The 24,560-nt window shown below is 42.1% G+C and carries 24 protein-coding genes; 18 read left to right on the forward strand and 6 right to left on the reverse strand.

The window, feature by feature from the left end:
- The first annotated feature begins 1 nt into the window (after window position 1).
- The 7 genes from IGI92_RS03015 (at window position 2) to IGI92_RS03045 (ending at window position 7,911) form a co-directional block, all read left to right on the forward strand.
- Complete coding sequence (locus tag IGI92_RS03015) at window positions 2-727, forward strand: glucosamine-6-phosphate deaminase (RefSeq protein WP_139960420.1); 726 nt, start codon at window positions 2-4, stop codon at window positions 725-727.
- Window positions 728-741: 14 nt separating this feature from the next.
- A complete protein-coding gene (locus tag IGI92_RS03020) occupies window positions 742-2,004 on the forward strand; it encodes a PTS sugar transporter subunit IIC (protein WP_430607997.1) in 1,263 nt (420 codons plus the stop codon).
- A gap of 362 nt (window positions 2,005-2,366) precedes the next feature.
- Complete coding sequence (locus IGI92_RS03025) at window positions 2,367-4,406, forward strand: BglG family transcription antiterminator (RefSeq protein ID WP_413135129.1); 2,040 nt, start codon at window positions 2,367-2,369, stop codon at window positions 4,404-4,406.
- Window positions 4,403-4,684: a PTS sugar transporter subunit IIB gene (locus IGI92_RS03030; RefSeq protein ID WP_430608000.1), complete on the forward strand. Its 282-nt coding sequence runs from the start codon at window positions 4,403-4,405 to the stop codon at window positions 4,682-4,684. Before IGI92_RS03025 ends, IGI92_RS03030 begins: the two co-directional genes overlap by 4 nt.
- Window positions 4,685-4,700: 16 nt before the next feature.
- On the forward strand, window positions 4,701-6,065 hold the full coding sequence (locus IGI92_RS03035; protein WP_430608002.1) for a PTS ascorbate transporter subunit IIC: 1,365 nt from the start codon (window positions 4,701-4,703) through the stop codon (window positions 6,063-6,065).
- A 22-nt stretch (window positions 6,066-6,087) separates the two neighbouring features.
- Window positions 6,088-6,945: a transketolase gene (locus IGI92_RS03040; protein ID WP_430608003.1), complete on the forward strand. Its 858-nt coding sequence runs from the start codon at window positions 6,088-6,090 to the stop codon at window positions 6,943-6,945.
- Between the two features lie 3 nt (window positions 6,946-6,948).
- Window positions 6,949-7,911, forward strand: a complete 963-nt coding sequence (locus tag IGI92_RS03045) for a transketolase family protein (RefSeq protein WP_430608004.1) — start codon at window positions 6,949-6,951, stop codon at window positions 7,909-7,911.
- A gap of 112 nt (window positions 7,912-8,023) precedes the next feature.
- Here the strand turns inward: IGI92_RS03045 and IGI92_RS03050 are convergent, their stop codons facing one another.
- Both IGI92_RS03050 and IGI92_RS03055 read right to left on the reverse strand, forming a co-directional pair.
- The gene (locus IGI92_RS03050; RefSeq protein WP_430608006.1) at window positions 8,024-9,493 is read right to left on the reverse strand and encodes a PH domain-containing protein; all 1,470 of its coding nucleotides are present in this window, start codon (window positions 9,491-9,493) and stop codon (window positions 8,024-8,026) included.
- Window positions 9,483-9,974, reverse strand: a complete 492-nt coding sequence (locus tag IGI92_RS03055; protein ID WP_430608008.1) for a PH domain-containing protein — start codon at window positions 9,972-9,974, stop codon at window positions 9,483-9,485. Before IGI92_RS03055 ends, IGI92_RS03050 begins: the two co-directional genes overlap by 11 nt.
- Window positions 9,975-10,356: 382 nt before the next feature.
- On the opposite strand from IGI92_RS03055, the gene IGI92_RS03060 reads away from it, so the two are divergent.
- Together IGI92_RS03060 and IGI92_RS03065 are read left to right on the forward strand one after the other, a co-directional pair.
- Entirely contained in the window at window positions 10,357-10,494 is a 138-nt protein-coding gene (locus IGI92_RS03060; RefSeq protein ID WP_254907477.1) for a hypothetical protein, read from the forward strand.
- 497 nt (window positions 10,495-10,991) lie between these two features.
- Window positions 10,992-11,834 carry a class I SAM-dependent methyltransferase gene (locus tag IGI92_RS03065; RefSeq protein ID WP_430608010.1) on the forward strand — a complete coding sequence of 281 codons (843 nt, stop codon included), beginning with the start codon at window positions 10,992-10,994 and terminating at the stop codon, window positions 11,832-11,834.
- A gap of 119 nt (window positions 11,835-11,953) precedes the next feature.
- Here the strand turns inward: IGI92_RS03065 and IGI92_RS03070 are convergent, their stop codons facing one another.
- The 3 genes from IGI92_RS03070 to IGI92_RS03080 all read right to left on the reverse strand — a co-directional run bounded on the left by IGI92_RS03070 (window position 11,954) and on the right by IGI92_RS03080 (window position 13,981).
- Window positions 11,954-12,415, reverse strand: a complete 462-nt coding sequence (locus IGI92_RS03070) for a GNAT family N-acetyltransferase (RefSeq protein ID WP_008377933.1) — start codon at window positions 12,413-12,415, stop codon at window positions 11,954-11,956.
- Between the two features lie 98 nt (window positions 12,416-12,513).
- Window positions 12,514-13,083, reverse strand: coding sequence for a hypothetical protein (locus IGI92_RS03075; protein WP_035006572.1), 570 nt, complete (start codon window positions 13,081-13,083; stop codon window positions 12,514-12,516).
- Window positions 13,073-13,981, reverse strand: a complete 909-nt coding sequence (locus IGI92_RS03080; protein WP_086333005.1) for a helix-turn-helix transcriptional regulator — start codon at window positions 13,979-13,981, stop codon at window positions 13,073-13,075. Before IGI92_RS03080 ends, IGI92_RS03075 begins: the two co-directional genes overlap by 11 nt.
- A 93-nt stretch (window positions 13,982-14,074) precedes the next feature.
- On the opposite strand from IGI92_RS03080, the gene IGI92_RS03085 reads away from it, so the two are divergent.
- The 5 genes from IGI92_RS03085 (at window position 14,075) to IGI92_RS03105 (ending at window position 19,925) form a co-directional block, all read left to right on the forward strand.
- Window positions 14,075-14,491 carry an effector binding domain-containing protein gene (locus IGI92_RS03085; protein WP_061053752.1) on the forward strand — a complete coding sequence of 139 codons (417 nt, stop codon included), beginning with the start codon at window positions 14,075-14,077 and terminating at the stop codon, window positions 14,489-14,491.
- A gap of 27 nt (window positions 14,492-14,518) precedes the next feature.
- Window positions 14,519-15,031 carry a ClbS/DfsB family four-helix bundle protein gene (locus IGI92_RS03090; RefSeq protein ID WP_061053753.1) on the forward strand — a complete coding sequence of 171 codons (513 nt, stop codon included), beginning with the start codon at window positions 14,519-14,521 and terminating at the stop codon, window positions 15,029-15,031.
- A 274-nt stretch (window positions 15,032-15,305) separates the two neighbouring features.
- Entirely contained in the window at window positions 15,306-16,037 is a 732-nt protein-coding gene (locus IGI92_RS03095) for a class I SAM-dependent methyltransferase (RefSeq protein WP_430608014.1), read from the forward strand.
- A gap of 366 nt (window positions 16,038-16,403) precedes the next feature.
- On the forward strand, window positions 16,404-18,767 hold the full coding sequence (locus IGI92_RS03100) for an HAD-IC family P-type ATPase (protein WP_430608016.1): 2,364 nt from the start codon (window positions 16,404-16,406) through the stop codon (window positions 18,765-18,767).
- A 231-nt stretch (window positions 18,768-18,998) separates the two neighbouring features.
- Window positions 18,999-19,925, forward strand: a complete 927-nt coding sequence (locus IGI92_RS03105) for a LacI family DNA-binding transcriptional regulator (protein ID WP_008377949.1) — start codon at window positions 18,999-19,001, stop codon at window positions 19,923-19,925.
- A gap of 413 nt (window positions 19,926-20,338) precedes the next feature.
- On the opposite strand, the gene IGI92_RS03110 is transcribed toward IGI92_RS03105, so the two are convergent.
- Window positions 20,339-20,527 (reverse strand): hypothetical protein, encoded by a 189-nt coding sequence (locus tag IGI92_RS03110; RefSeq protein WP_005227564.1) that lies wholly within the window; start codon window positions 20,525-20,527, stop codon window positions 20,339-20,341.
- A gap of 954 nt (window positions 20,528-21,481) precedes the next feature.
- Here IGI92_RS03110 and IGI92_RS03115 point away from each other — a divergent pair.
- From IGI92_RS03115 to IGI92_RS03130, 4 genes are all read left to right on the forward strand, one after another.
- The gene (locus tag IGI92_RS03115) at window positions 21,482-22,006 is read left to right on the forward strand and encodes a hypothetical protein (RefSeq protein WP_142972098.1); all 525 of its coding nucleotides are present in this window, start codon (window positions 21,482-21,484) and stop codon (window positions 22,004-22,006) included.
- Between the two features lie 231 nt (window positions 22,007-22,237).
- Window positions 22,238-23,545, forward strand: coding sequence for a DUF3440 domain-containing protein (locus IGI92_RS03120; RefSeq protein ID WP_008377955.1), 1,308 nt, complete (start codon window positions 22,238-22,240; stop codon window positions 23,543-23,545).
- A 36-nt stretch (window positions 23,546-23,581) separates the two neighbouring features.
- Entirely contained in the window at window positions 23,582-24,073 is a 492-nt protein-coding gene (locus tag IGI92_RS03125) for a hypothetical protein (protein ID WP_050790962.1), read from the forward strand.
- A complete protein-coding gene (locus IGI92_RS03130; RefSeq protein WP_034871891.1) occupies window positions 24,000-24,533 on the forward strand; it encodes an IbrB-like domain-containing protein in 534 nt (177 codons plus the stop codon). The genes IGI92_RS03125 and IGI92_RS03130 overlap by 74 nt, the downstream gene beginning before the upstream one ends.
- Window positions 24,534-24,560: the final 27 nt, after the last annotated feature.

Here is a 24,560-nt window from a genome sequence, read left to right on the forward strand (position 1 = left end):
AATGAAAGTAAAATACTATGTTGAGGCAAATTACCAAGAAGTCAGTAAGATCTGTGCAAAACTCATTTTAGATGTCTTAAAAGAAAAGCCAAATGGGTTATATTGCTTTGCAGGTGGTGATACACCCGTAGGAACGCTTAACATCATTGCAGAAGCAGCAATCAACAAAGAAATAGATTTATCCCAGGCAAAGTTTATTGAACTAGATGAATGGGTTGGAATCGATCCGAAAAATGAAGGCAGTTGTCTATCCTATTTAAAAAGAAACTTATTCAATCGGGTTCCTATTGACCTAAAGCAACTTCACACATTTGATCCTTTAGCCGATGATTTAAATGAGGAATGCAAAAAAGCTGATAAATTTATCGAGGAGAATGGAGGATTAACACTGAGTTTGCTTGGGGTTGGAGTAAATGGGCACTTAGGTTTTAATGAGCCTGGTTCGTCCTTCGAAGATAAAGCTCATATAGTGAACTTAGACGAATCAACCCAAAGTGTTGGGAAAAAATATTTTTCAGATGAGAAAGTTGATCGTACGAAAGGAATTACGTTAGGGATAGGACAATTATTACAATCTGGAACAATGATCGTACAAGCTAGTGGGGCAAAAAAGAAATCTGCGATACAACAATTTCTATGCGGTACGATTACAAAAGAGTGTCCAGTTACTTCTCTATGGTTGCACAAAGATCCTGTATTGGTGGTTGATAAGGAAGTCGTGAACTAAAAGGAGGAAAAAAGATGCAGGTCATTGAGAATAAGGTATTGCCTATATTGCTGAAAATAGGCAATAGTAAACACTTAGTTGCTATAAGAAATGGGATTTCCATGACGATTCCTTTTACTATTGTTGGAAGTATCTTCCTAATCATTGGTAACTTTCCAATACAGTCATGGATGGATTTTGTGTCAAATTGGGGGCCGCAGTTGAATGCACCAGTCAATGTTACGTTCGGAATCCTTGGACTGATATCTGCCATTGGTATAGGCTATCATTTAGGAAAAGAGTTTGGTGTTGATGCTATTTCTAATTCGATGCTCACAACTATCGGCTTTCTTCTAGCAACATTAAACGATGACTGGACGATAAATTTGGCTAATTTTGGTGCTAGTGGTATGTTTACCGCGATCATTGTTGGGGTCTTTGTTACTCATGCTTTTAAATGGTTTGTCACTCACAATATTGTAATAAAAATGCCAGAAGGTGTGCCGCCCACTGTAGCAACCTCTTTTGCAACGTTAATCCCAGGGGCATTTATTCTGACCGTTATATGGATCGTCAGAACTTTATTAGGGGCTGATATCAATGAAATCATTACTATTGTTTTCCAACCTTTAATGCAAGGGATGGGAACACTCCCAGGCATGCTGTTATACACACTTCTCGTTTGTTTGCTATGGATATGTGGAATCCACGGAGACAATGTTTTATCTGGGATTGCGACCCCTGTTTTCCTAAGTTATCTTGCTGATAATACGGCAGCTTTTCAAAGTGGTGCAGAAGTACCTCATGTTTTTGCCGATGGATTTTGGATTGTCTTTATGTGTTTAGGCGGAACTGGAGCAACACTCGGTCTAGTGTTAAATATGCTCCACTCCAGAAGTAAGATGTATAAGTCGATTGGACGATTATCTTTGCCGTCAGCTATTTTTTGTATCAATGAACCGGTTATTTTTGGTTTGCCTATTGTGATGAATCCTGTAATGCTTATTCCGTTTATAGCAACGCCTATGGTCCTATGTATCGGTACGTATATCTTAATGAATATTGGTATAGTAGGACCGATTGTTATTCAAGTTCCATGGACTATTCCTCCTATTATTGGTCCTTATTTAGCTACTAATGGTAGTATTGGAGCAGCCGTTTGGTCTTTTGTATCGATTTTCATTTCATATTTTATTTATATGCCATTTTTCAAAATATTGGAAAAGCAGCAAGTGAAAAATGAAACCGCAGAGGCGCAAGAAACGGGAACAACGATTCCTGTGAGTATAAGTGAGTAGATAGAAGAAGCCTATTTTCCATCATTCATTAAGATAAGTATTTTTAGGTATTAGAAAATAACTTTAAAAAAGTATATTGGAAAAAAGACGATTGTCCTTCATGATTCTGATAGTTTCAATAATAAAACAACAATAGCATCATTATCTAAGCGAATCAGTAAATGATTCGCTTTTTTTAATGTTGTATTTTTTATCATTTGCTTCTATCAATAAAACCTTCTCGAATACTTTATTGGATGTTATGGTAATCCTTGAAATCTCCTCTTCGGTCCATCGTTTAAAAAAAACGGAGCTTCAGTTGTACCGATAAATGATGGCGATTTCATTTTGTGCAAGCTATAGTTTAGGTGGGGGTAGCAAATATGATTCATTTCAAATTGACGTATCTGTTTTCAGAACCAAATATTGAGGCGTTTCTTCAGTTGACGAAGTGGAGGGATGAGGAATTTCTGGCGGAGATTGCCAAGATCAATCAAATCACTGAACAGCGGTTGAATCAACGAATCACGATGCATGAGGGAGAAGTTTTGATTCCTTCGCTGATTCAACGAAAATGGCCGGAAATTCTTTTCGATGTCCAGAAGAACACGTTGTTTTTTTCGGAAGAAGAGCGGCGGTCCATGATTTATCTTCTGACTTTTTCAGCAGTGAAAGACTTATCCGTCTACCAGTTTCAAGAGCTGTTCTATGTCAGTAAAAATACGATTTTGAAGGATTTAAAGGGGATCAGAGAGGAACTTGCAGCTTTCAAGATTCAACTATTGTACTCTCGAAAATATGGCTTTTATCTAGAGGGAGAGGAATATCAGATTCGCGCTCTTGCTTTTCGAAAAGTCAGTGCGTTATCCAATACGAAAAATGGGAATTTGCTTTTATTTGAGGGAATCTATGAGCAGAATAAAACGATATATATTCAAATAAGAGATCGTTTGTCCGCAACATTGACTGCCTTCAATCTGGTGATCGTACCGAGCCGCTTCGAAGAAATGCTTTATTTTCTTAATTATTTATCCTTTCGGATGGCAGAAACGTCTGTTTCTTTAGCGGAGACAGAAACATCGCTGCTACAGTCGCTGCATGTCCATCAAGTTAGTCAGCAGTTTTTAGCAGAATTTCCTGCCATCAAAGATCGGAAAACAGAAGAACTTTATGTAACGATCCTGTTGAAAACGATTCTGCAAGGAGATATCGAAGATACTTCATTAGAGTTTTTATTGGAATGTGCCAGTAAGATCATTCATGAAATGGAACGGCTGGCAGCTATCGAGTTTGTGGACTATCGCACCCTTTTGATGAACACATTCTATCATCTTGTCCCGGCGTATTTTCGAATCCGCTACGGTTTTCCACTCGAGAATGTACTGATTGAAGAAATCAAGCTGCAATACAATGAGTTGTTTGAACTGACGAGACGAGCACTGGGTTCTTTAGAAGACCTAGTCGGTACGATCCCTGATGAAGAAATCGGTTATTTTACGATTTTGTTTGGTGGAGAAATCAGTAAACAAAAGGCCAAACGTGATTACTTCCAATTGAATGCATTAGTTGTCTGCCCAAGCGGCATCAGTTCATCCTTGATTTTGGAATCAGAATTAAAGGAACTGTTTCCCCAGATCCATTTTTTGCCGGCTCGTTCGATCGAAGAGTATGAAAATGTTCGTTTCAATGACGAGATTGATCTGATTTTTTCCAGTGCCCCGATCAAAACCAAACGACCATGTTATGTGATCAATCCGATTATGACGCCCATTGAGAAGGATGAACTGCTTAGAAACGTACAAGCGGCATTCTTTCCTTCAAAAACTGGTTTGCATTCCATTGACGATGTGTTAGAAGTGATTTTGCCCTATGTTGATTTAAAAGCAGGAATCAGTAAGCAAAAGCTGAGAAAAATTTTGCAAAGAAAAATCAATCGAGAATTGAATAGAAGGGAAGACCAACGTCCGATGTTATCAGATTTACTAACAGCAGAAACCATCCAATTTACCGAGGTGCCGCTGACTTGGCAAGAAGCCATTCGAGAAGCTGCTGCGCCATTAAAAAAGACCAATAAAATTGAGGAACAGTATATAACCGCCATGATCAATAAAGTGGTAGATCACGGTCCTTTTATCCATATTGGAAAAGGTATCGCTTTGCCCCATGCGCGTCCAGAAGATGGGGTCAATGCGATCGGGATGTCGTTATTAAAAGTCAAAGAGCCAGTACTTTTGAATGATGATCCGCAACACCCCATTCAAGTGTTTATATGTTTGGCGGCGGTTGACAATGAGCTCCATCTAAAAGCGTTAGCGAGTTTAACAAAAATTTTGTCGAATAATGAAAAACTAACTGCGTTACTTTCCGCAACCAATGCGGATCAAATAATTGAAGTGATCAGAGAAGGAGAAGATGAAAAATGAAATTTGCAGCAGTGTGTGGGTCAGGATTAGGATCAAGTTTTATGGTGGAGATGAATATCAATTCTGTTTTAAATGAATTGGGTGTCTCAGGTGTGGAAGTGTCCCATTATGATTTAGGAAGTGCTGCACCCGATATGGCGGATGTTTTCTTTGTTGGTGGCGATTTAGCCGATAGTGCGCAGCATCTAGGTGAGATCGTGGTGTTAGACAGTATTATCGATCACGATGAATTGAAGCAAAAGGTTCAAGCCGTTTGTCAGGAAAAAGGATTACTATAAAAAGGAGTAGACAGTCATGAACGAATTTTTAGATATTCTTGTTGATATCGCGAGTACCCCAGCGATCTTAGTTGCGCTGATCGCCGTTTTGGGGAATGTACTGCAGAAAAAAGACATTGCCACGATCGTCAAAGGGGGCATCAAAACCTTTGTTGGGTTTCTCGTGGTCACTGCCGGGGCTGGGGTGATCGAAAGCTCTCTGGCGCCATTTGGGGAGATGTTCCAAGCAGCCTTTAACATGCAAGGGGTCGTCCCAAATAACGAAGCGATCGTTGCGCTGGCTTTGACGACTTACGGCACCTATACCGCACTTATTATGTTAGCCGGAATGGCCTTCAATATTTTGATTGCCCGTATCACTCGCTTTAAATACATTTATTTGACTGGGCATGCCACGTTGTATATGGCTTGCATGATTGCGGTGATTTTGAGCGTTACTGGAATGAATACTTTTAATCTAGTTTTATTTGGCGGCTTAGCGTTAGGGATCTGTAACACGATTTTCCCAGCGATCGCACAACCGTTTACTCGAGAAATTACTAAAAATGATTCCGTCGCATTGGGGCATACGGGGAACTTCGGCTACGCATTGAGCGGGTTGATTGGGAAATACGTCGGCAATAAGGAAAAATCCACAGAAGACATTAATTTTCCGAAAGGCCTGTCTTTCTTGCGGGACTCTACTGTTAGTATCACGATTACGATGGCTGTTGTATACGTGATCGTAGCAATTTTTGCTTGGAGTGAATTTATTACAGAAAATCTTAGCAATGGCACGAACTCGATCATTTATTCGTTGCAGCAAGCCGGTTCGTTTGCCGCCGGTGTCTTTGTGATTTTAGCTGGTGTCCGTCTGATTTTGGCAGAAATCGTACCAGCCTTTAAAGGAATTTCCGAAAAGCTTGTTCCTAATGCGATTCCTGCATTGGATTGTCCGATCGTCTTTCCTTATGCGCCAAATGCTGTTTTGATTGGTTTTCTAACCAGTTTTGTCGGTGGAATCGTTAGTTTGATCATCATGGTCTTCACAGGAACAACCGTTATTATTCCAGGTGTCGTGCCCCATTTCTTCTGTGGCGCAACGGCAGGTGTTTACGGCAATGCAACGGGTGGTGTGCGAGGCGCCGTCATTGGTTCCTTTATTCATGGGATCATTATCAGCTTCATGCCGATCTTGTTGATGCCAGTCATGGGGGATCTTGGATTCCAAGGATCAACTTTCTCTGATACCGACTATGGAGTTGCAGGGATCTTCCTAGGAAACTTAGCCAATATGGGCGGTCAAATCGCCATCTTCTCAGGGATAATTGCGGTAGTCGCGGTCTTGATCGGATTGACGATTTTCAAGAAAAACAGCCGGGCAAAATCTGTTTCTGAATAAATAGGGGATGGAGGGATAAATAGTGGCAATCAGTGAACAAGAATACCACGAACTCGAAAGATTAGCGGCAAAGATTCGTTTAGATACCCTTTGCAGCATCAAGAAAATGGGGCAAGGCCATCTGGGCGGTTCCTTTTCAATTGTTGAATTATTAGCCGTTTTGTACGGCAAACAGCTGCGGGTCAATCCACAAGATCCACAGTGGGCGGATCGTGACCGACTCGTTTTATCAAAAGGACATGCTGGCGCCGCACTGTACAGTGCATTAGCAAATACGGGCTATTTTGATCGGTCGTGGTTATGGGCGATCAATGAGGGCGGCACGAGACTGCCTTCCCATCCGGATCGCTGGAAAACGCCGGGGGTTGATGCCACCACAGGTTCACTGGGGCAGGGGACTTCCATGGCTGCCGGGATCGCGACGGGTCTGCGCTTGGCAGGGAAGGACAATTTTGTTTATTTGATCGTCGGGGACGGCGAACTAAATGAAGGACAGTGCTGGGAAGCTTTCCAATACATTGCCCACTTCAAACTGAATCACTGTATCGTCATTATTGATGACAATAAAAAACAGCTAGATGGGCCAACCAAAGACATTCTTGATCCCTTTGACATCCAGCAGAAGATGACTGCATTTGGCTTTTATACAGAAAAAGTTCCAGGAGCAGACATGCAAGCCATTGATGAGGCAATCGAGCGCTGCAAAGCGATCGAAGACCAAGCGGTTTGCATTGTCTTGGACAGCGTGAAAGGACAAGGCGTTCCTTTCTTTGAAGAATTAGATGCCAATCACTCCGTGAAGTTTACCACGGATGAAATCAATCAAGCAGCAGAAGCGGCAATCAAAGAGTTGACGATAAAAATCGAAGGAGGACGCTAAGGCATGTTTACATTAAGCAAAACCACTGCTGCTGGTAAAGAGCTGCGAACATGTGTCGTTGACACATTGGTGGAACTCATGGATGAAAATAACCAGCTAGTTGCGTTGGATGCCGACCTTGGCTCTGCCAGCGGCTGGACAGCGATTGCCAACAAACATCCCCAACGCTTTATCAACATGGGGATCGCGGAAGCCAATATGGTTGGCGTCGCTGCTGGCTTGAGTTTAACTGGCTATACACCTTTTATCCACACTTTTGGGCCATTTGCAACGCGCCGGGTATTCGATCAGCTGTTTATTTCTGGCGGCTATGGCGGCAATACGATCAATATTTACGGTTCTGATCCGGGGTTTGCAGTCGGACACAACGGCGGCACCCATACGACATGGGAAGATGTGGCTTTGATGCGAATGATTCCCCAATCGATCGTCTGCGATGCAGCGGATGAAGTCCAAATGGCGTGGATCATAAAAACCTTTAGCCAATTATCCGGCGTTCATTACGTACGAGGCAATCGGAAAGCTGTTCCAACGATTTATGAAAAAGGCTCGACCTTTGAACTAGGGAAAGGCAATGTTTTAAGACCAGGCGATGAACTGTTGTTGATTGCCAGTGGCCAACTGGTTTCTGAAACACTGCAAGTGGCAGAAGAATTAGCAGAAATAGGAATCAGCTGCGAAGTGATCGACATGTTCACCATCAAACCGATCGATAAAGAATTGATCATCCGCGAAGTTCAGGGAAAACGGCAAGTCATCACCATCGAAAATCATTCTATCACCGGTGGACTAGGGAGTGCCGTCGCCGAAGTGCTTGCTGAAACTGGCAGTGCTGTTCCCTTAAAACGTATTGGTGTCAACGAACGATTTGGCCAAGTCGGCACACCCGATTTCCTGCAAAAAGAATATGGCTTAGATGCTGCTTCAATCAAGCAGCAAATAGTTGAGGGGAAGGTCAGGGAATAGAAAAAGGAAGCATCAACGAATCAACGGTTGGTGCTTCCTTCTCATTTATTTCAGGACTTGCAAAAAACGTCAAACAACGCGTCAGTTCTGCTGTTTGACGTTTTTTTATGAACTACGACAAAAACCAGCGCCGTAACTTTTCTGCTTCGGTTAATGGGAAGTAGAAAAGCTTACTTTCGGTGAAGGTATCTTCGGTTTTGATGGTCAACTGTGACTTGCCCAGACCTTTTTTTTGCTGCCAATACGTCGTGGTGACGGTGAAATCTTGGATTTTATTTTTCTTCAGATAAGCGGTCACCTTTGTTAAGCCGCGAATCGTTTGACACAACAATACATGGTTATCTAAAAATTGATACCCTTGTATTTTGCCCCGCCAGATGCTTGATAACACGAAGGAGCCAAAGAACACGAAGAAAATCAGCGCTAACCACCAGAAAAAGAAGGCGGAGATTCCTACAACAAGCAGCCCGATAAGCAGTGGCCAACGGCAAAAGTACCAAAAGTTGGGTCGCGGATTTTTCACTAGAGCGGTTTGTTTAAACGACCATTCAGGTAAAAAGCGGGCCAATGTTTCGGTCAGCTGCGCCTCTTTCAAAATGGGGAACAGATAGACCGTATCATCGCTTTCTGAAGAACTGCCAGCAGCCAGCAGTAACTTGACGGAGCTTAGATGAAAGATTCGGCGATAAAGATTTTGTTCGACACTTAGCCCTTGGATCCTAGCGAGGGGTATCGTTTGGTGTCGTTTAGAAAACAAGCCTTGCGTGATCAGCAGCTGTTGTTGGTTCGTTTCCACCGTAAAGCCATAATAGCGGAAAATATTTCTAGCAATCGCAAGAAAGAAAAACAAAATTAACAGCCCCAGCAAAAGCGCAGCACCAAATAAAAGGCCGAGTTGCTGCAAATCCGATGCATAGGCAAAGAGATTGGGAATGTTGTCGATCACGTTGTAGCCGATGACTAGAACCAAGGTGAAAACAGAAAAATCAGTGATAGAAAACAAGAAAATCTCCTTGAATTTCAAAGTGAATGTTTCTAACGGCGGATTTGCTGTTTCCTCACCCGAAAAAACAGTAGCGTAATTATTGGTTGGTTCTTCTCCACTAGCTGCTTGGGCAGTCGGCTCTTGTGGTGTCGCAGCTGCTTTTTTTGACGCTTCGATGGAGGCAATGAGAACCAGCGGCAATGCTGGGAAAAGAATTTCGGCTTCGCCACTCGAACTTGCGGCGCTTTCCAATTTCACTTCAGCTAGTTTAAACGGACGTAAATAAAAGTAATGATTCTCTTGAATCGTTTGGATGCGTTCAAACGGCAAAATCGTTTGTTTTTGGATAAAGAGTCCTTTGTTGACTAGCACACTCGTTTGATCGATTTGAAAGGTAAAGCGGGTGTATGACAGTACCGCAAAAATCAAACAGACCAGTAAAAATAGCAGAATGCCGCCCAGAATCATTGGCAAAGAAGGGGCGTCGTTGAATAATTTGAATACAAGCAGAAACGCTAGTACCAGAAAATTTTTGCAATTTTTGAACCAATAAAGACCGATACACAGCAACGGCAGTCGTTGTTTTTCATAGATCATCTTTGACCACCTCGACTAAAGTCATAATGGTTTCTCGCAAGCGTTCGGCTTGCGCCACTGGTAGGCCTTCAATGGCGTGGTTGGTGGCAGCCGTATGGATCTGTAAGGAGACTAAGGAGTATTTTCGCAAAAAGATCCCTTGGTCTGTTTCGATATGCTGGATTCGGCGGATCGGAATATACGTGGTGCTGCGGAATAGATAGCCGTGTTGAATGGCGATATCATTTTCTTGGATCTCGTAGCGATGGAATTTGTAACGGTAGCTCATCAGCACAAAAGAAAGCAGATGGCTGATCAAAGTCAGCGCCAATAAGCTTGACCAAAGGGTGATCACCCAGAAATGCAGCCAGTTTTGCGTGGCTAGAAACCAAAAAGAAGCAGCGAAAATCAGGCTGAAAATAATCAGTGACGTAATCCTTCGCAACCGCCAAACACGAATGATGGTCTGAGGCATTTGTTCATTTAATAAGGGATAATTCAAGGGAAACATCCTCTCTACATAGAAATAAATAGGGTTACCCACAAATATAGTGGAGATAGAAGAAAAAAACAAGGTCAGGAATTAAAAATAGTTAATTGTGATTTAAATATTGTTGCGAATAGGTAAAAAAAGAAAAAGCCACGTTTAGCTAACCAATGAGAATGAGTTTGTTCGTCATGAAAAAAGCGAATCTGCTATTGACTCTCCCTCAAGAGGAGCCAGTATGCTTTAGTAGAATGGGGCGATTTCTGTAGAAAATGATTGAGGTTGCTGGGCTGTCAAAAGAAATCAATGGACGCAAAACAAATGATCAACTGACCTTTTTGGTATTGGAATACCGCTGGTCGTACTATTTTTGACCAATAGGATTGGTGGAGATAAAGTGAGGGGGGCTGTTTCTTATACATCCCAAGATAGTGATTTGGCCTTCAAGCAGATAGAAGAAGTACCGGAAGCAGTTTGTATGGTCCATAATGGAGCCTATGCTGCAGTTATTCAGTTTGTTGAAAACAACGGCTAACGAATCACAGGGCCTTTTCGTGAAAGCTATATTGATGGCATTTGGAATAAAGAAAGTGAAGAGGAAGGGCTGACTGAGATCCAGCTTCCTGTTGAAAAAATCAGTAGGCGACAGTAAGCAGAGACGTAGTTTGATGCAGTTTTTTTGTTAGGCAAGGTGTGAATTGCAGTAAGAACTTCTTTTATCGAAGGAAAGCAGGCGATTCCCATTGACAAATCGACTAGCGCCTTCTAAACTAAAGGCAGAAAAACAAGAGAAAAAGGTGATGGCTCCGGTCTATCTGCTGTTATTCCTTCGTTAACAGGGGTAGGGCTGGAAAAGAGTAAATAAAATCAATTTCATAGGCAAAAAATTGACTGCATGCAGTTTTATTTGAAGTGTCTATCATTGATTTTATTTTACTCTTCGCTTTTTGATCTTCATCGTTTGAAGGTTGACCGCAGAGTGAAATCTGTGGTCTTTTTTGTTTTTCAATTATTTTGAAAGGGGAAAATAAGATGTACCAAGAATTGAGAAAGGCAATCGAGCGGCCACCGCTCTATAAAAAAATGGCAGAGGCGTTTTGGGACGATGCGTATATTTCCAAGCAAATGTTAAAGGCTCATTTGGATCCTGATTTTGAGGGAGCTAGTAGAAAGGTTGACTTTATCAACGAATCCGTTCGATGGATCAGTCGCCTTGTTCCGCCAGAAAAACAGACGCAACTTCTTGATATCGGCTGCGGACCAGGGATCTACGCGGAAAAATTTGCAGCGCTGGGCTATGAAGTGACAGGCGTTGATTACTCCAGAAGATCCCTTACCTATGCGAGAGATTCTGCGAATAAGCGGGAACTAAATATTACCTATCTATTTGATAACTATTTGGAGATGGCATTACCTCAGCAATTTGATTTTATTACCTTGATTTATTGCGACTATGGTGCCTTAAATCCAGAGGAACGCAAACTACTGCTAAAAAATGTGCTGGCGCATCTAAAACCGGGTGGCAAATTTTTGTTCGATGTATTTACGATTGCACAGTTTTTAACGCTTAATGAAGAGCAGACCTGGGAAAGTCACGAATCAGAAGGGTTTTGGCGGGGGGAGCCCCATCTTGTGCTATATCAACGATGGAAATATCCTGATCACGTCTTGCTGGAGCAAACAACGATTTTAGCAGAAACTGAGCTCACCAATTATTATTTATGGACGACCTATTTTACAAAAGATGCATTGCTGAGGGAAGTTCAGGCTGCAGGCTTTGATATCTGTGAGGTATTTGGCGATGTCAAAGGCAGTCCTTATAGCGAAGAAGGTTCAACAATGGCGATGCTACTGAAAAAACCATGCACTCATTGAAAGAATGGTTTTTATGTAAATAGAAGCAAAAAGAAACGACGATTTTCTGTCGTTTCTTTTTGTTTGGCGCAGGTCTGGTCGATTGATTCCTAGGTACGAATGATGTGGCTCTTTTCGTACTACTCAGCGAAACGTCGAACCATCGTAATATCTGTTTCCAAATAGCCCATTTTTTTGTATAGCTGATACGCAGATTGATTATGGGCAAAAACGTGCAAGCCGATCTCAGTGATGCCTTGCTGGATCGCCCACTTTTCCAAAGCTTGTAACGCTTTGGTTCCATAGCCTTTTCCTCGCTGGTCTTCCTCGATGATAAAGTCATAGATGAAGGCTTTCTGGGCAGCTGTGTTGATCCAAATCACCCCGATCGGTTCACTAAAATCAGCTGCAAATAAAGAAAACAAGTGATTGTTTTCAGTGGCAGTCCCTTGAGGAAGTAAAGAAGCAAAGCTTTCTTTGGCGAGGGAGAGGGCCTCGTCTTTGGCCCATGTGCCTGCTTGGATTTTGTCATTGGCGTATTCGAAAACAGCATTGGCTAAGTAGGCAGCGTAGTCGCTGTCTTTCATTGGTATTAAGTTCATCTATTTCTCCTTTCGTCCTTTTGGATTCTCCCTATCTTGCAGAATGATTGCAGTAAGGGGAAATGGGGACGCTTGATTGGTAACTATTTGTTCCCCCTTCAGTTGAAGGTCTCTGACAGCGGGTCTCGTCGTTGAAACAAAAACAGGTCATCCGGTGCAAACTGGTGGCGTGCATCGCAAGTATAGCCTCGCAACCAGTCACAACCATCGATGCGGCGAACGTAGAATCCTTTGGGGAAATCATCGGTTTTCTCCAAAGGCATAGAAGCGATCGTGATTGCGGCAGCTGGCGCTTTTCCTTGGGATTTCAGTCCGGTGCTATTTGCCAGTTGATGATAACTGAGGCGAAAGTGTAAGGCCATTTCCAATGTACAATCGGTCAGTCCATAAGAAGGTGCAGCTGCAAAAATCTCCGTCAACGAGCCACCTTGTGTGAGTCCCAGTTCTTTAAGGGAAACAATCACACAAGTAGTACGCTGTTTATCGGCACTGAGGGAGAGGTGGGGATGGCGCAAGAGCTGGTTGGCATACGCGTTTAAGTGAATCTGCTGTTCTTCCAACTGCTGGCAAAGGCGGGCTAGCGAAACCCCGCCATAGTCTACGATCACTTCTTTCAAATCAAACACTCCTTTCAATAGGGATCCATTTCTTGAAAAATCAGTTCGCACCCTCGTTCTCAGTCAAATTGGCATAAATCGCAGCAACTTCTTCTTGGTAACGATTCTTTAGTCGAGGGGGACTTAAAATGCGTAGGCTTTTTCCAAAAGAGAACAAATAGGGCACCACCCAGCTTTCCTCGGGTAAATCAACGGTAACCACAGCAGTGCCTTCCTCCGTCAAAGTAATATCCTGATGATCGAACTCATCATATACCCGATAAAGAACGTCGGCTTGAAAGAATAGACGAGCGGGATAGGTGTCAACAGTCAATTCAATGGCAGAATTAGGCGCAGTGACCGGAAAAAAATGCTGTTCAGTGACGTGGACCTGACTCATACGGCTGATTTTAAATGTCCGAAAGGCATTCTTTTGCTGGTCGAAGGCTTGCAGATACCATGCTTGCGAACGAAAAAGCAGTTTGTAAGGCTGACAGACGCGTTTTTGCGGTCCCTGTTTACTGATATAGTCAAAGGTGATCACGTGGTTCCTTAAAATACTCTTTTTTAATAAATCAAACGTGTCGTTGCCGTTTTCTCGCCGATGCCAAGTGGAAAAATCAACTTCTAGCCAGTCTGCATCGTTTTGCTGGAATAAGGATTGCAGTTTTGCCAATGATTCTCCGCTGATCTGTGGCGTCAGCTGGCGAATCCCTTTCAACGCCAAAAGCAGGTTTTTCCGTTCTTCCTCTGATAATAACACTTTATCCAACACAAAACTGCTTAACAAATAGACGCCGCCATTTCGACCCGTTTCGGTATAGATGGGTACGCCAATACTGCTTAGGGTATTGATATCTCTGGTGATGGTGCGAGTCGAGACTTCAAATTGTTTGGCTAATTCAGAAGTGGTTGCTTTTTCATGATTCAACAGGTGGTAGATAAGGCCGAACAGGCGTGTCGTGCTCACTTGGTTTACTCCTTTTATAAAAAGATGATAAAACACTGACAGAAGGTGTCTAGGTTTCTATCGTATCATAAAGACAAAGAAGGAGGAACACTAATGAAATTTTCGATAATAGAAACGGAAAGAACCAATAATTTTACTGATCCAGCGATTCAAGCAAAAATCACTGGCTTATGGGAGAAAAACAGCGAGGCGGTCAAGAAAGCCGCAGAAAAAGGAACGGTCATCGCTTGCGTTTACCACGAGTATGAGTCAAACTATCAAGGAGACTATGCCGTTTCGCTTTGTTTCGAAGAAACGGAGCAAGCAGACTTTGATACAGAAAAATATACTTGGAAAAAGTATCCGGTCGATCGGCGCGATGCGCAGGGCATTCTGACTACTTGGCGTCAAGTCTGGTCAGAGGAAGAAAACCAGCAGTTGCAGCGCAGGTATTCCTTTGATTTCGAACAGTATGCGCCAGACGGCGAAGTAACGATTTTTATCGCCATTGAAGAAAGCGACAAAGAGTAACCATTTTCCTGAATAGGAGGACAGTCAATGAGACAGTACGAAAGCAAAGCAGACTTGATCCAAGAGATCACAGAACGTTACCAAAAATTTCGCCAAGAATTTGTTGAAATTCCCGAAGCGTTACGAAATCAACGGATAGCAAGTGTCGACAAGACCCCTTCAGAAAATTTGTCTTACCAAATCGGCTGGGTCAGTTTGTTATTGTCATGGGAAACACAGGAACAACAAGGGATGAGCGTTCACACACCTGCTGAAGGGTATAAATGGAACAACCTTGGTGGATTGTATCAATCCTTTTATCAGACATATGGCAGTTTGACCTTAGCACAGCAGCAAGAGCTCTTAGACCAAAAGGTGACGGCACTTTGCCAGTGGATCGAAGGCTTATCCGATCAGGAATTGTTTGAAGCAGGGCAACGGGATTGGGCAACCACCAAAGCACAGTGGCCAGTCTATAAATGGATCCATATCAATACAGTAGCACCCTTTACCAATTTCCGAACGAAAATCCGAAAATGGAAAAAGGAAGCACTGCATTGATCAATAGAGAAATGAATGAATCGAACAGGAAAATCACACCCTTTTCATAGTGTGATTTTTTGCTGTACATAAAAAAACGGTTTATTGAGAAACAATGGCAAAGAAGCGCCAGCGACTTGCTATCAATTGTGAGAGACTGAAAATCGTGCTATGATGGCGTTAATCAGAGCAAGGAGGAAAAAGCTGATGTGTGGTGGCATTATTTCCCAAAAAATTGCCTAAGCCCATGTAGATCAAGACCAGCAAAAAACGATTTACATGGTAGGAACAAATGATGAAAGAAAACAAATATGATGACCAAACGTTTTTTACGAAATACAGTGAAATGACTCGTTCGCAAAAAGGCCTGCAAGGAGCTGGGGAATGGCAGACGCTAGAAAAAATGTTGCCTGATTTCGAAAAAAAGCAGGTACTTGATTTAGGCTGCGGGTATGGATGGCATTGCCAATATGCTGTAAACCATGGAGCGGCAGCAGTACTAGGAACTGACATTTCTCAACGGATGCTTGAGGAGGCTAAGAAAAGGAACCCTGATCCGAAAATAACGTATCAATGTGTCGCAATGGAAGAAGTGACACTTCCTCCAGCCACAATAGACGTTGTTTTAAGTTCATTGGCGTTTCACTATGTGGCAACGTTCGAAACATTGATCAAAAGCATATCGGTCTGGCTGAAACCTGGTGGTGTACTCGTATTTTCGGTGGAGCATCCGGTTTATACTGCGGAAGGATCGCAAGATTGGCAGTATGATATGCAGGGGGGAATCCAGCATTTCCCAGTCGATCATTACTATTATGAAGGCAAGCGGCAAGCGCAATTTTTAGGTGAAACGGTGACGAAATACCATCGTACCCTGACAACCTATTTAATGACCTTATTGCAAAACGGCTTCATTTTAGAAAAAGTGATTGAGCCGCAGCCGCCAGAAGAATTACTAGAAGTACCGGGAATGAAAGACGAAATGCGCCGACCAATGATGCTGCTAATAGCTGCTAGAAAAAGCTGACTTAAAGAATTGTTAAACAGTTGATCTGTGAAGATCAGCTGTTTTTTTGTTTTGTGTCATCGTAAGAAACAACCGATGAAGCCTGTGATCGCATGATGTGTAGTGGGTTGAGTTAACAAAATAAACTGTTATTTTAATTGCTAAAGTGACGCGAAGGTGACAAAAATGAAACGCCATTACTTAAAAGGGTATGCTATATTTTAGACAGTACTTGTTTTTTTACGGAAAAAAGCCGATAGATGATGGCGTAACTTACGCAATCGCCGCCAATTGGTTTTATAGAAAAAACGCAAAACCATTCCCAAGTCCGATGCACGTTTGCAGAATATTCAGCAAACGAAAAGTAAATGACTATGATTAGAAAGGGTGAGGATCATCGAAAACAACCAAACCATTGGCTTAACGTCAGGGGAAGTCAAGGCGCGGGTGCAGCGCGGTCAAGTCAATAAGACAAAAAAGGATACGACGAATACGTACCCGAAAATCCTGTTTACCAATATCTTTACCTTTTTCAATTTAATCAACTGTGTCCTATTCTTTCTCGTCTGTTTGACGGGTTCTTATCAAAACGGTTTGTTCGTCTTTGTTGTCTTCAGCAATGTGATCATCAATCTCTTTCAAGAAGTTCGTTCCAAACGAACGCTAGATAAGCTGGCACTGCTAAAAGTTGCCAAAGCCGATGTTTATCGGGATGGTAAGCTGGAGAATTTGCCGATCCACAAACTCGTAATGGATGATGTGTTACGACTGAAAAGCGGGGATCAAGTGCCGACGGATGCCAAAGTCATTCAAGGATCTTTAGAAGTCAATGAATCCTTGCTGACTGGTGAAATGGATACGATCCACAAACAGCCGGCAGACGAGTTGTTTTCTGGCAGTTTTATCACTGCTGGTGAAGCGTTGTGCCAAGTGATCCACGTAGGCGCTGATAACTATATCGCAAAAATCAACAAAGAAGCCAAGACCATCAAACGACAAAAATACTTGATCCAAGGCAGTTTGAATAAAATCATTCGTTGGATCAGCTTGATTTTGGTACCGTTATGTACCCTCTTGTTTGTCAAACAGTTCTATTTCTCTCATGCGGCTTTCAACACCGCCATCTTACGGACGGTGGCGGCAGCTGTAGGGATGTTCCCCGAAGGTTTGTTTTTATTGACCAGTGTCACATTGACCATCAGTGCCGTCTATCTGGCGCGCAAAAAAGTGATGGTGCAGGAATTGAACTGCATTGATGCTTTGGCACGGGTCGATGTTCTTTGCTTAGACAAAACCGGCACGATCACCGAAGGCAAGATGACGGTGGAAAAGACGATTTCCTTACAATCGGAAACACCGTTGGCAGAAATCACCGGCAACTTAATGGCTCAGCTACCCGATCAGAACCCAACGGCAATGGCGCTACGAACCTTTTTTTCAGAAAAAACGACTTACCAGATGCAGCAAGTCGTCCCCTTTTCATCTGACCGCAAATTCAGTTGCGTCACGTTTGAAGGGCAAGGCACTTATTTCATCGGAGCTGCGTCGATTTTACTGGGAACCAACCATGAAGCTGTCTTAAAACAGGAAAGACAGCTGGCAGAAGAAGGCTACCGGGTGATCGTTTTGGCGCACAGTGCGCAAGGCTATGAGGAGGCAGGACTGCCGACGGATATTGAACCGTTAGGATTTTATTTACTGTCAGACACGATCCGTGAAGATGCCAAAGAGACTTTGGAGTATTTTCGTTCACAAGCAATCCAATGCAAGATCATCTCTGGCGATGATCCAGTGACAGTCAGTCAAATCGCGAAAAAAGTCAATCTACCAGGGGCTGCTGATTTTATCGATGTATCAAAATTAACTGCAGCCGAATTAAAAGAAGCTGTCAGCAACTATCAGATTTTTGGTCGAGTGACGCCGCAACAAAAGAAAGAAATGGTACTCTACTTGAAAGAACAAGGGCATACTGTCGCGATGACTGGCGATGGCGTCAACGATGTTTTGGCGCTGAAAGAAGCCGACTGTTCCATCGCGATGGCTTCCGGTGTCGATGCTGCGCGTCAAGTATCAAATTTGGTGCTTTTGGAAAATCAATTCGATGCTTTGCCATCGGTCATGGATGAAGGCCGCCGAGTAATCAATAACATTACTCGCTCAGGTTCATTGGTGCTAGTGCAAGTCTTATTCTCCATCATGATCACTATGGGGACGTTGTTATCAGGAACGACATATCCTTTTGAGCCGATCCAATTAACGATCATCAATGCCTGCTTTGTCGGCATTCCGACCTTCTTTTTAAACTTTGAACCAGACTTCAATCGGATCGAAGGGGAATTTATGACAACGATTTTCAAAAATGCTTTTCCAACAGCATTGACGATTACGGTAGGAACTCTGCTGATCATTAACTTTGGCTATTGGTTCAACAGTAGCAGCAAAGCTCTATCGATCATGAGCATTATTTTTACCGCTTGGAACTATCGCTTGATCCAGAAAAAAGTCTATCCAGCTATCAACAGCTATCGAACGATGATTTTTTTCAGCACCCAGATCTTGTACTTTGCTGCCTTGATCGTCGGTCGTGACCTCTTTAACCTAGGCAATACCAGCTATCTCAACCTCATTCTCTTGATTGCCTTGTTGAATTTTTCCGCCTATATGCAACGCTTTGCGGATAAGGGCATCGAGTTACTGATGCGAAGGTATACGAAGAAACGTAAAAGCTTATCAAAAGAAATGATTCAGTAAACAGTAGAAAAACTGATTGCTTAAGTAGCGCTTGTAGCTTGCTAAGCAATCAGTTTTTGTTTATAAATAAATTTCTTTTATTTTCAAGGAGTCTAAGTCTTGCTATGAAACTCGTTTCATACCGTACAATCAACCAAGGGACCTTTTCAGAAAATTTGTCGAAAGTGAATCAGTAAATTTTCTATGGTAGACTTAGGTCAATCGTAAAACAAACAGATAGGAATGAAGGAAATGGCAACGATACGCGATATAGCAAAAATCACTGGTTTTTCGATCACGACAGTCTCTCGTGTGATCAATGGCCATCCTTATGTCGATGAGCAAAAGCGAGCAGCGATTTTGGCGGTGATGGAAGAACTGGATTACAAACCGAATAAGATCGCCCAAAAGCTCAGCTCGGGGAAAACCTATAATATTGGGGTCATCGTGCCGTTTGTCAATCACGCCTTTTTTGATGGGATTCTAAATGGCATTATGGAAGAAGCCTTTGCTAAAAAATACAAAGTGACGTTATTGCCGACCAATTTTGATCGGAAATTGGAACTAGAATATCTAGAAGAATTCGCTGCAAAAGGGTTTGACGGATTGATCGTCATTACCCGCGCAAATCATATCGAGACGTTTTATCCCTACATGGAAAAAGGACCGATCGTTTTTTGTGAAAATTCGACCGGTACTGCTGTTCCTTTCGTTGCGATCGACTTGGTCGGCTCTGTGACAGCTAGTATCAATTATTTAAAAGAACAAGGCGTAAAACGTTTGGGACTGACGCTCGGGCGCAGCAAACGTCTTAGCTGCAATTCAGTCAATACCATCGCAAAAGCCAAGGAGCTGTTTCCTGCTTTTTCGGAAGCCGATATTTATTGGGATTGTATCAAAGCACAAGACGGGATTTCCGCAGCAGCCTTTTTTAAAGAACGAGGAATCGATGGGGTGATCACAAATGGAGACGAAATCGCAGCAATGATTTTGAATCAATACTCCCACGGGACAGCACCCATCGTGATTGGACAAGAAAACCTGCTTATCAGTCAAATGCTGCATTTTTCTTCCGTTGAGTTTCATCTGAATCAGTGCGGCAAAGAAGCCTTTCGCTTGTTTCAAGAAAGAAAACAAGAACAGATCATTCTGCCTTATGAACTTATTATTCGTGAATAATCATTGTCAAAAAAAGAACACACCTTATTACGAGAGGTGTGTTTTTGCCTGATTTTTAAAGGGAATTTGAGGAGATAAAATAAAAAAATAAAGAAAAAATCAATTTTGAATGCTTGCTTTTCACAGAGTAAAGGGCTACCATTGGTCTGTGGCTTTTTCGCCACAAAAATAGGAAACGTATCAGACAAGAGTACTTGGGGAAGATTCTCTTGGGGGAAGCCTGATACGTTTCCTTTTGTTCATTCTAACACTATTTATATATAAAGTAGAGAGATATTGAGTAGATAAATAAAAATACTGCTGTAATTGATGAATAGGAAAAGAGCAAGCTCACAAAGGACTACTTTCAAATCGTTTTCCTACAACATGTTGGATGGCAAATGGCTCCTCATGTTTTGGTTAATAAAAGAGGATCAACTAACTAATTGTGTGGCACCAACTAGAAAATTACATAGCTTAGCAACACCTGTTTCAGCTGTTTCTTTGATTAGAACAGTTGCAGTATTCTCGTAAACATGAATCACACTAACTTCTTGTAAACCGGTAAAGCCAATAACATTTGCCTGATAGTTTTGACCAGGGAACACTTGGTATTTTTCCATGTTTTTATCTCCTTCATTATTCTTATTTCAAAAGAATAATAATTAAAATTTAAGAAAAAGTAAAGTGAAACGATTTTTCATTCAAAAACACAGCCCTTTGGCGTTTGTCTCGAGTAGTTTCGATCTTTTTCTGCAATTTTTCATTATTTTTTTCAATAAATATGCGGTGGCTTATTGAACTTTATTCAAGAATATGTGCCTCTTTTTTTAGCAGCAACCACAGATTTCATCTAAACGAATGGGAGAAAACAGCAGCTGAATTGTTTGTTTTGTACCGGATTGGGGCTTATAATAAAAATAGGAAGAAGGATCGACGTCACCGCTTCCTAAATCAATTGAAAAGGGCGTGGAAGTTATGGAAAACGTATACCGAAATAACTTTGTCAAAAGAACTATTCAACTGATGTTTGCACCAAAAAAAATCAGAAAGCGTCCACCAGAACAATGGATCAAAATGCCTACCGACCGAGGTATTCGGAGAAAGGACGCGTGATCCAGCATCTCGCAGCTATGCGTGAAATAGTATTTGAAGAGAAAAGAACGTTAGGAAGTCCCGAACGCGGGACTTCCTTTTTTGTGTCAGTGACATTGGGAATTTAACGAGAAAGTAGTTGCCAGCAGGTTCTCTTGTGAAGGGCTCCTTTCAGAAAAGGATATAAAAGGAAGCTTGCACTTTTCCTAGCGCTCAATAGACGAACGGAAGAAATCAATAGATAGCAGTGTTAGTGGATAAAGGATCGAAAGGATTCTTTCCAGCTGTTTTCAATTTTAAATTGGGTTTTCCAAAAAGTATGATATTCAAAGTGGCGTTAGTCTACCTACGTGATCAGAATGGATGATTGATAAAAGAAGGGGAATATAAAAGCCACTTTTTTCGCACATAGATTCTGTTAAAATAAACTTAGAGGTTCAAACCTGTAAAATAATCTTATAATTTTTAAAGAAGGTGAAAGCATGGACTACCCAGAAATCGCAGGTCATTTCCAGACAACATCCTTTGATCCCCAACCGTTTGTGCAAACGGCGATCGATGATCGAAAGGTAAGAGAGAGGCTAGTGGAGAATATCGTTGATGGTCAAAATCATATCAATGAGTATTTTAATAGTTATTTGATCATTAAAGAAGTAGCCGTTAAAAACCCTGAGCTGATTTATGATGAATGGGAACGGATCTGGGCATTGCATACCCATAAAAACTCCTATCATCGGTGGATCGCTCATGATTTGATCAGTCAACTTTTGGTGATTGATCATGAAGACAAGTTTGAAGGGATCAAGCAAGAGTATGTACTGCTGCCTAAAGGAGAAAAAATTAGTAATTTCTTGAAGATGACTGAAAACATCAAGGAAGCCAGTCGATACAAAGACCTTCAGCAAGAGATTCAGCGTTTACTTGCGGATCAAGAATGGCTGTCCCACTTCAATGAAAAACAAGTGAAGCGTATTGAAAAAGTCCTTCAAACCCTTTTGGCTGAATGAATCAAGAAAAGCAATAAAACTTGTTTCAGAAGGAATTTTCCCACTATTTTTCTTGATTACTAGGAATAGTAGTGAACAATGGGGAACACATTGCAATGATAGCTAACAATTATTTGCATGTATCGAATGCAAAATCTCCCTTAAGTCCTTGTAAGAAGCTAAGTGAAACTTTATACTAGAATGTAATACTTATTCAAAAAAAGGACAAATAAAATGAGGACATGAGCTTTTATGAAGAAATATTGTAAGGATAATGTGCTGGAAGCGGCGATGACGCGCCTGGAATATATTTTTGATACCTTTCCCCATGTTTATTTCTCTTTCAGTGGTGGAAAAGATAGCGGTGCCATGATTCAGTTGGCTGACCAAGTCGCCCGACAAAAAAAGAAAACTTTTGATCTGCTGATTTTAGATATCGAGGCAAATTATGATGCTACGAGAACGTTCATGGAAAAAATCAAAGCGTTACCAACTATCAATCAAACCTTTCACTTCTGTTTGCCCTTTTACGAGGACAACAACACTAGCGTATTTCAGCCACAATGGCTGATGTGGGATGAACAAGAACGTGAGAAGTGGGTACAGATGATGCCAAAAGATGCGATTTCACTTGCTGATTTAGATGAATCATTGATGGAAATCTATCAGAGTGCAAATATGAATCCAGATAAGTTCTTACGAAACTTTGCTCACTGGTACGCAAACTATCATCAGTGTGAACCCGTTGCTTGTGGCGTTGGCATCCGAACACAGGAAAGTCTATACCGATATCGGTCGATCACTTCGCCAAAGTATAACTTTCGGAAGCAATGCTGGATCAAACGGCAAGTAGCAGATTCCATGGTCGTCAATTTTTACCCCATCTATGATTGGAAGACAGAAGATGTCTGGGGCGCCTATGCCCATTTTGACTGGCCGATAAATGGCTTTTATGAAAAATTATATGATCATGGCGTTCCGATTCATCAAATGCGAATCTGTCAGCCTTATGGTATGCAGCAACGAAAAGGCTTATATCAATATGCTCTGGTGGAACCGGAAACGTGGGAACGGGTCGTCAACCGCGTGTCAGGAGCCAATTTTGGTCGATTGTATGCCCAGACGGGATTATTGGCGCATTACAATACGAGAAAGCCAAGTCATATGACTTGGCAAGAGTATGCGGTCTTTTTACTAGAATCAATTGGACTTTATTCAAAGAAATTACAGGACCATTATTACCGCAAAATCACAATCTTGATTGATCATTATCGAGAAAAGCACGGGATCGAAGTGGAAGACATTCCCGATGTGACCAAACGTAAGGAGTGGCTGAAAAACGAAGTGCTCTGGCATGACTGGAAAGGGATCGCTCGTGCGTTAGAAAAAAATGATTTTTCTTTGAGCACGCGACAATACAGTCTGACGAAAAAAGATGAGACGGAATTGTATGAGTTGGCGGTCGATTTTGGGGCGGCGTTGGGAATCGAGCATTTACCCAAGTATCAGTTAAAAAAATTGAATGCCAAATATGAGTATTTAACGAAAAAAATCACCTGACGATGGACGAATGTGTCCCTAGAGAGGAAGGATTTTGTGAACGAACGATTGGTTTTATTTTTTCCACCGTATAAGAAAAGCCAATTCTATCAATTGATGGGGGCTTTTTTTGCGGAACGGGTGTATCAGCAGCAATTTCCGTACTTAGTCAATGATGAGAACTGCTACTGGTATGTGATTCTTGATGACGAAAAACGGGTGACCGCTTTTTCTTATTATGAAAAAGGCGTCAATAAAGTGGAGCTAGGGGAATTTTATGAAAAAGATCCAACTGCTCAATTTAAAAAGTTTCTTTTACGGAAAATGTTGGTGGATATCAGCCGCAACTACCCAGAAGCAGAGATTCTCGCTTCTAGTAACCAGCCTAGTGAAATTGCACTTTTGGAGTCAAAAGGGTTTGCGGTCTATCGACAAACAAAAAATTATTCATTTCTAAAAAGGAGTGTAGTACCTCATGAGCGATATCGATTTTCCAGTGTTAGCGGCGAAGCTGATCCCAGTCAGCAAGATTCACGCGAATACGTATAATCCCAACACCGTGGCTGCTCCAGAGATGGATTTGCTGGAACTGTCGATTCGGGAAGATGGCTTTACGCAGCCACTGGTTTGTTACCACGATAAGGAGCAGGACAAGTATATTTTGATCGATGGGTTTCATCGGTATGTCGTAGCAAAAGACCGCCTGGCGTTGCCAAGCGTTCCGGTCACAGTGATCGATAAGCCTTTTGAGAATCGCATCGCTTCAACGATTCGCCACAATCGAGCACGTGGTACCCATGGCATCGAGAAGATGGGAAACATCGTGCAGCAGTTGGTCGCTAACGAGTGGTCGGATGAACGAATTGCCAAGGAATTGGGGATGGACCGCGAAGAGGTCTTTCGCTTTAAGCAGCGCTCAGGCTTAAAAAGTGCCTTTTCCAACCATGAATTCAGCAAATCTTGGATTGAGTTTGAAAAAAGATACTATAAAGGCAAAAAAGAGACCTGAGAGGTTGAAAAAACTATCTAAAAAAGC

This window comes from Enterococcus sp. DIV2379 (assembly GCF_050542965.1).
Taxonomy (GTDB): domain Bacteria; phylum Bacillota; class Bacilli; order Lactobacillales; family Enterococcaceae; genus Enterococcus_D; species Enterococcus_D entomosocium.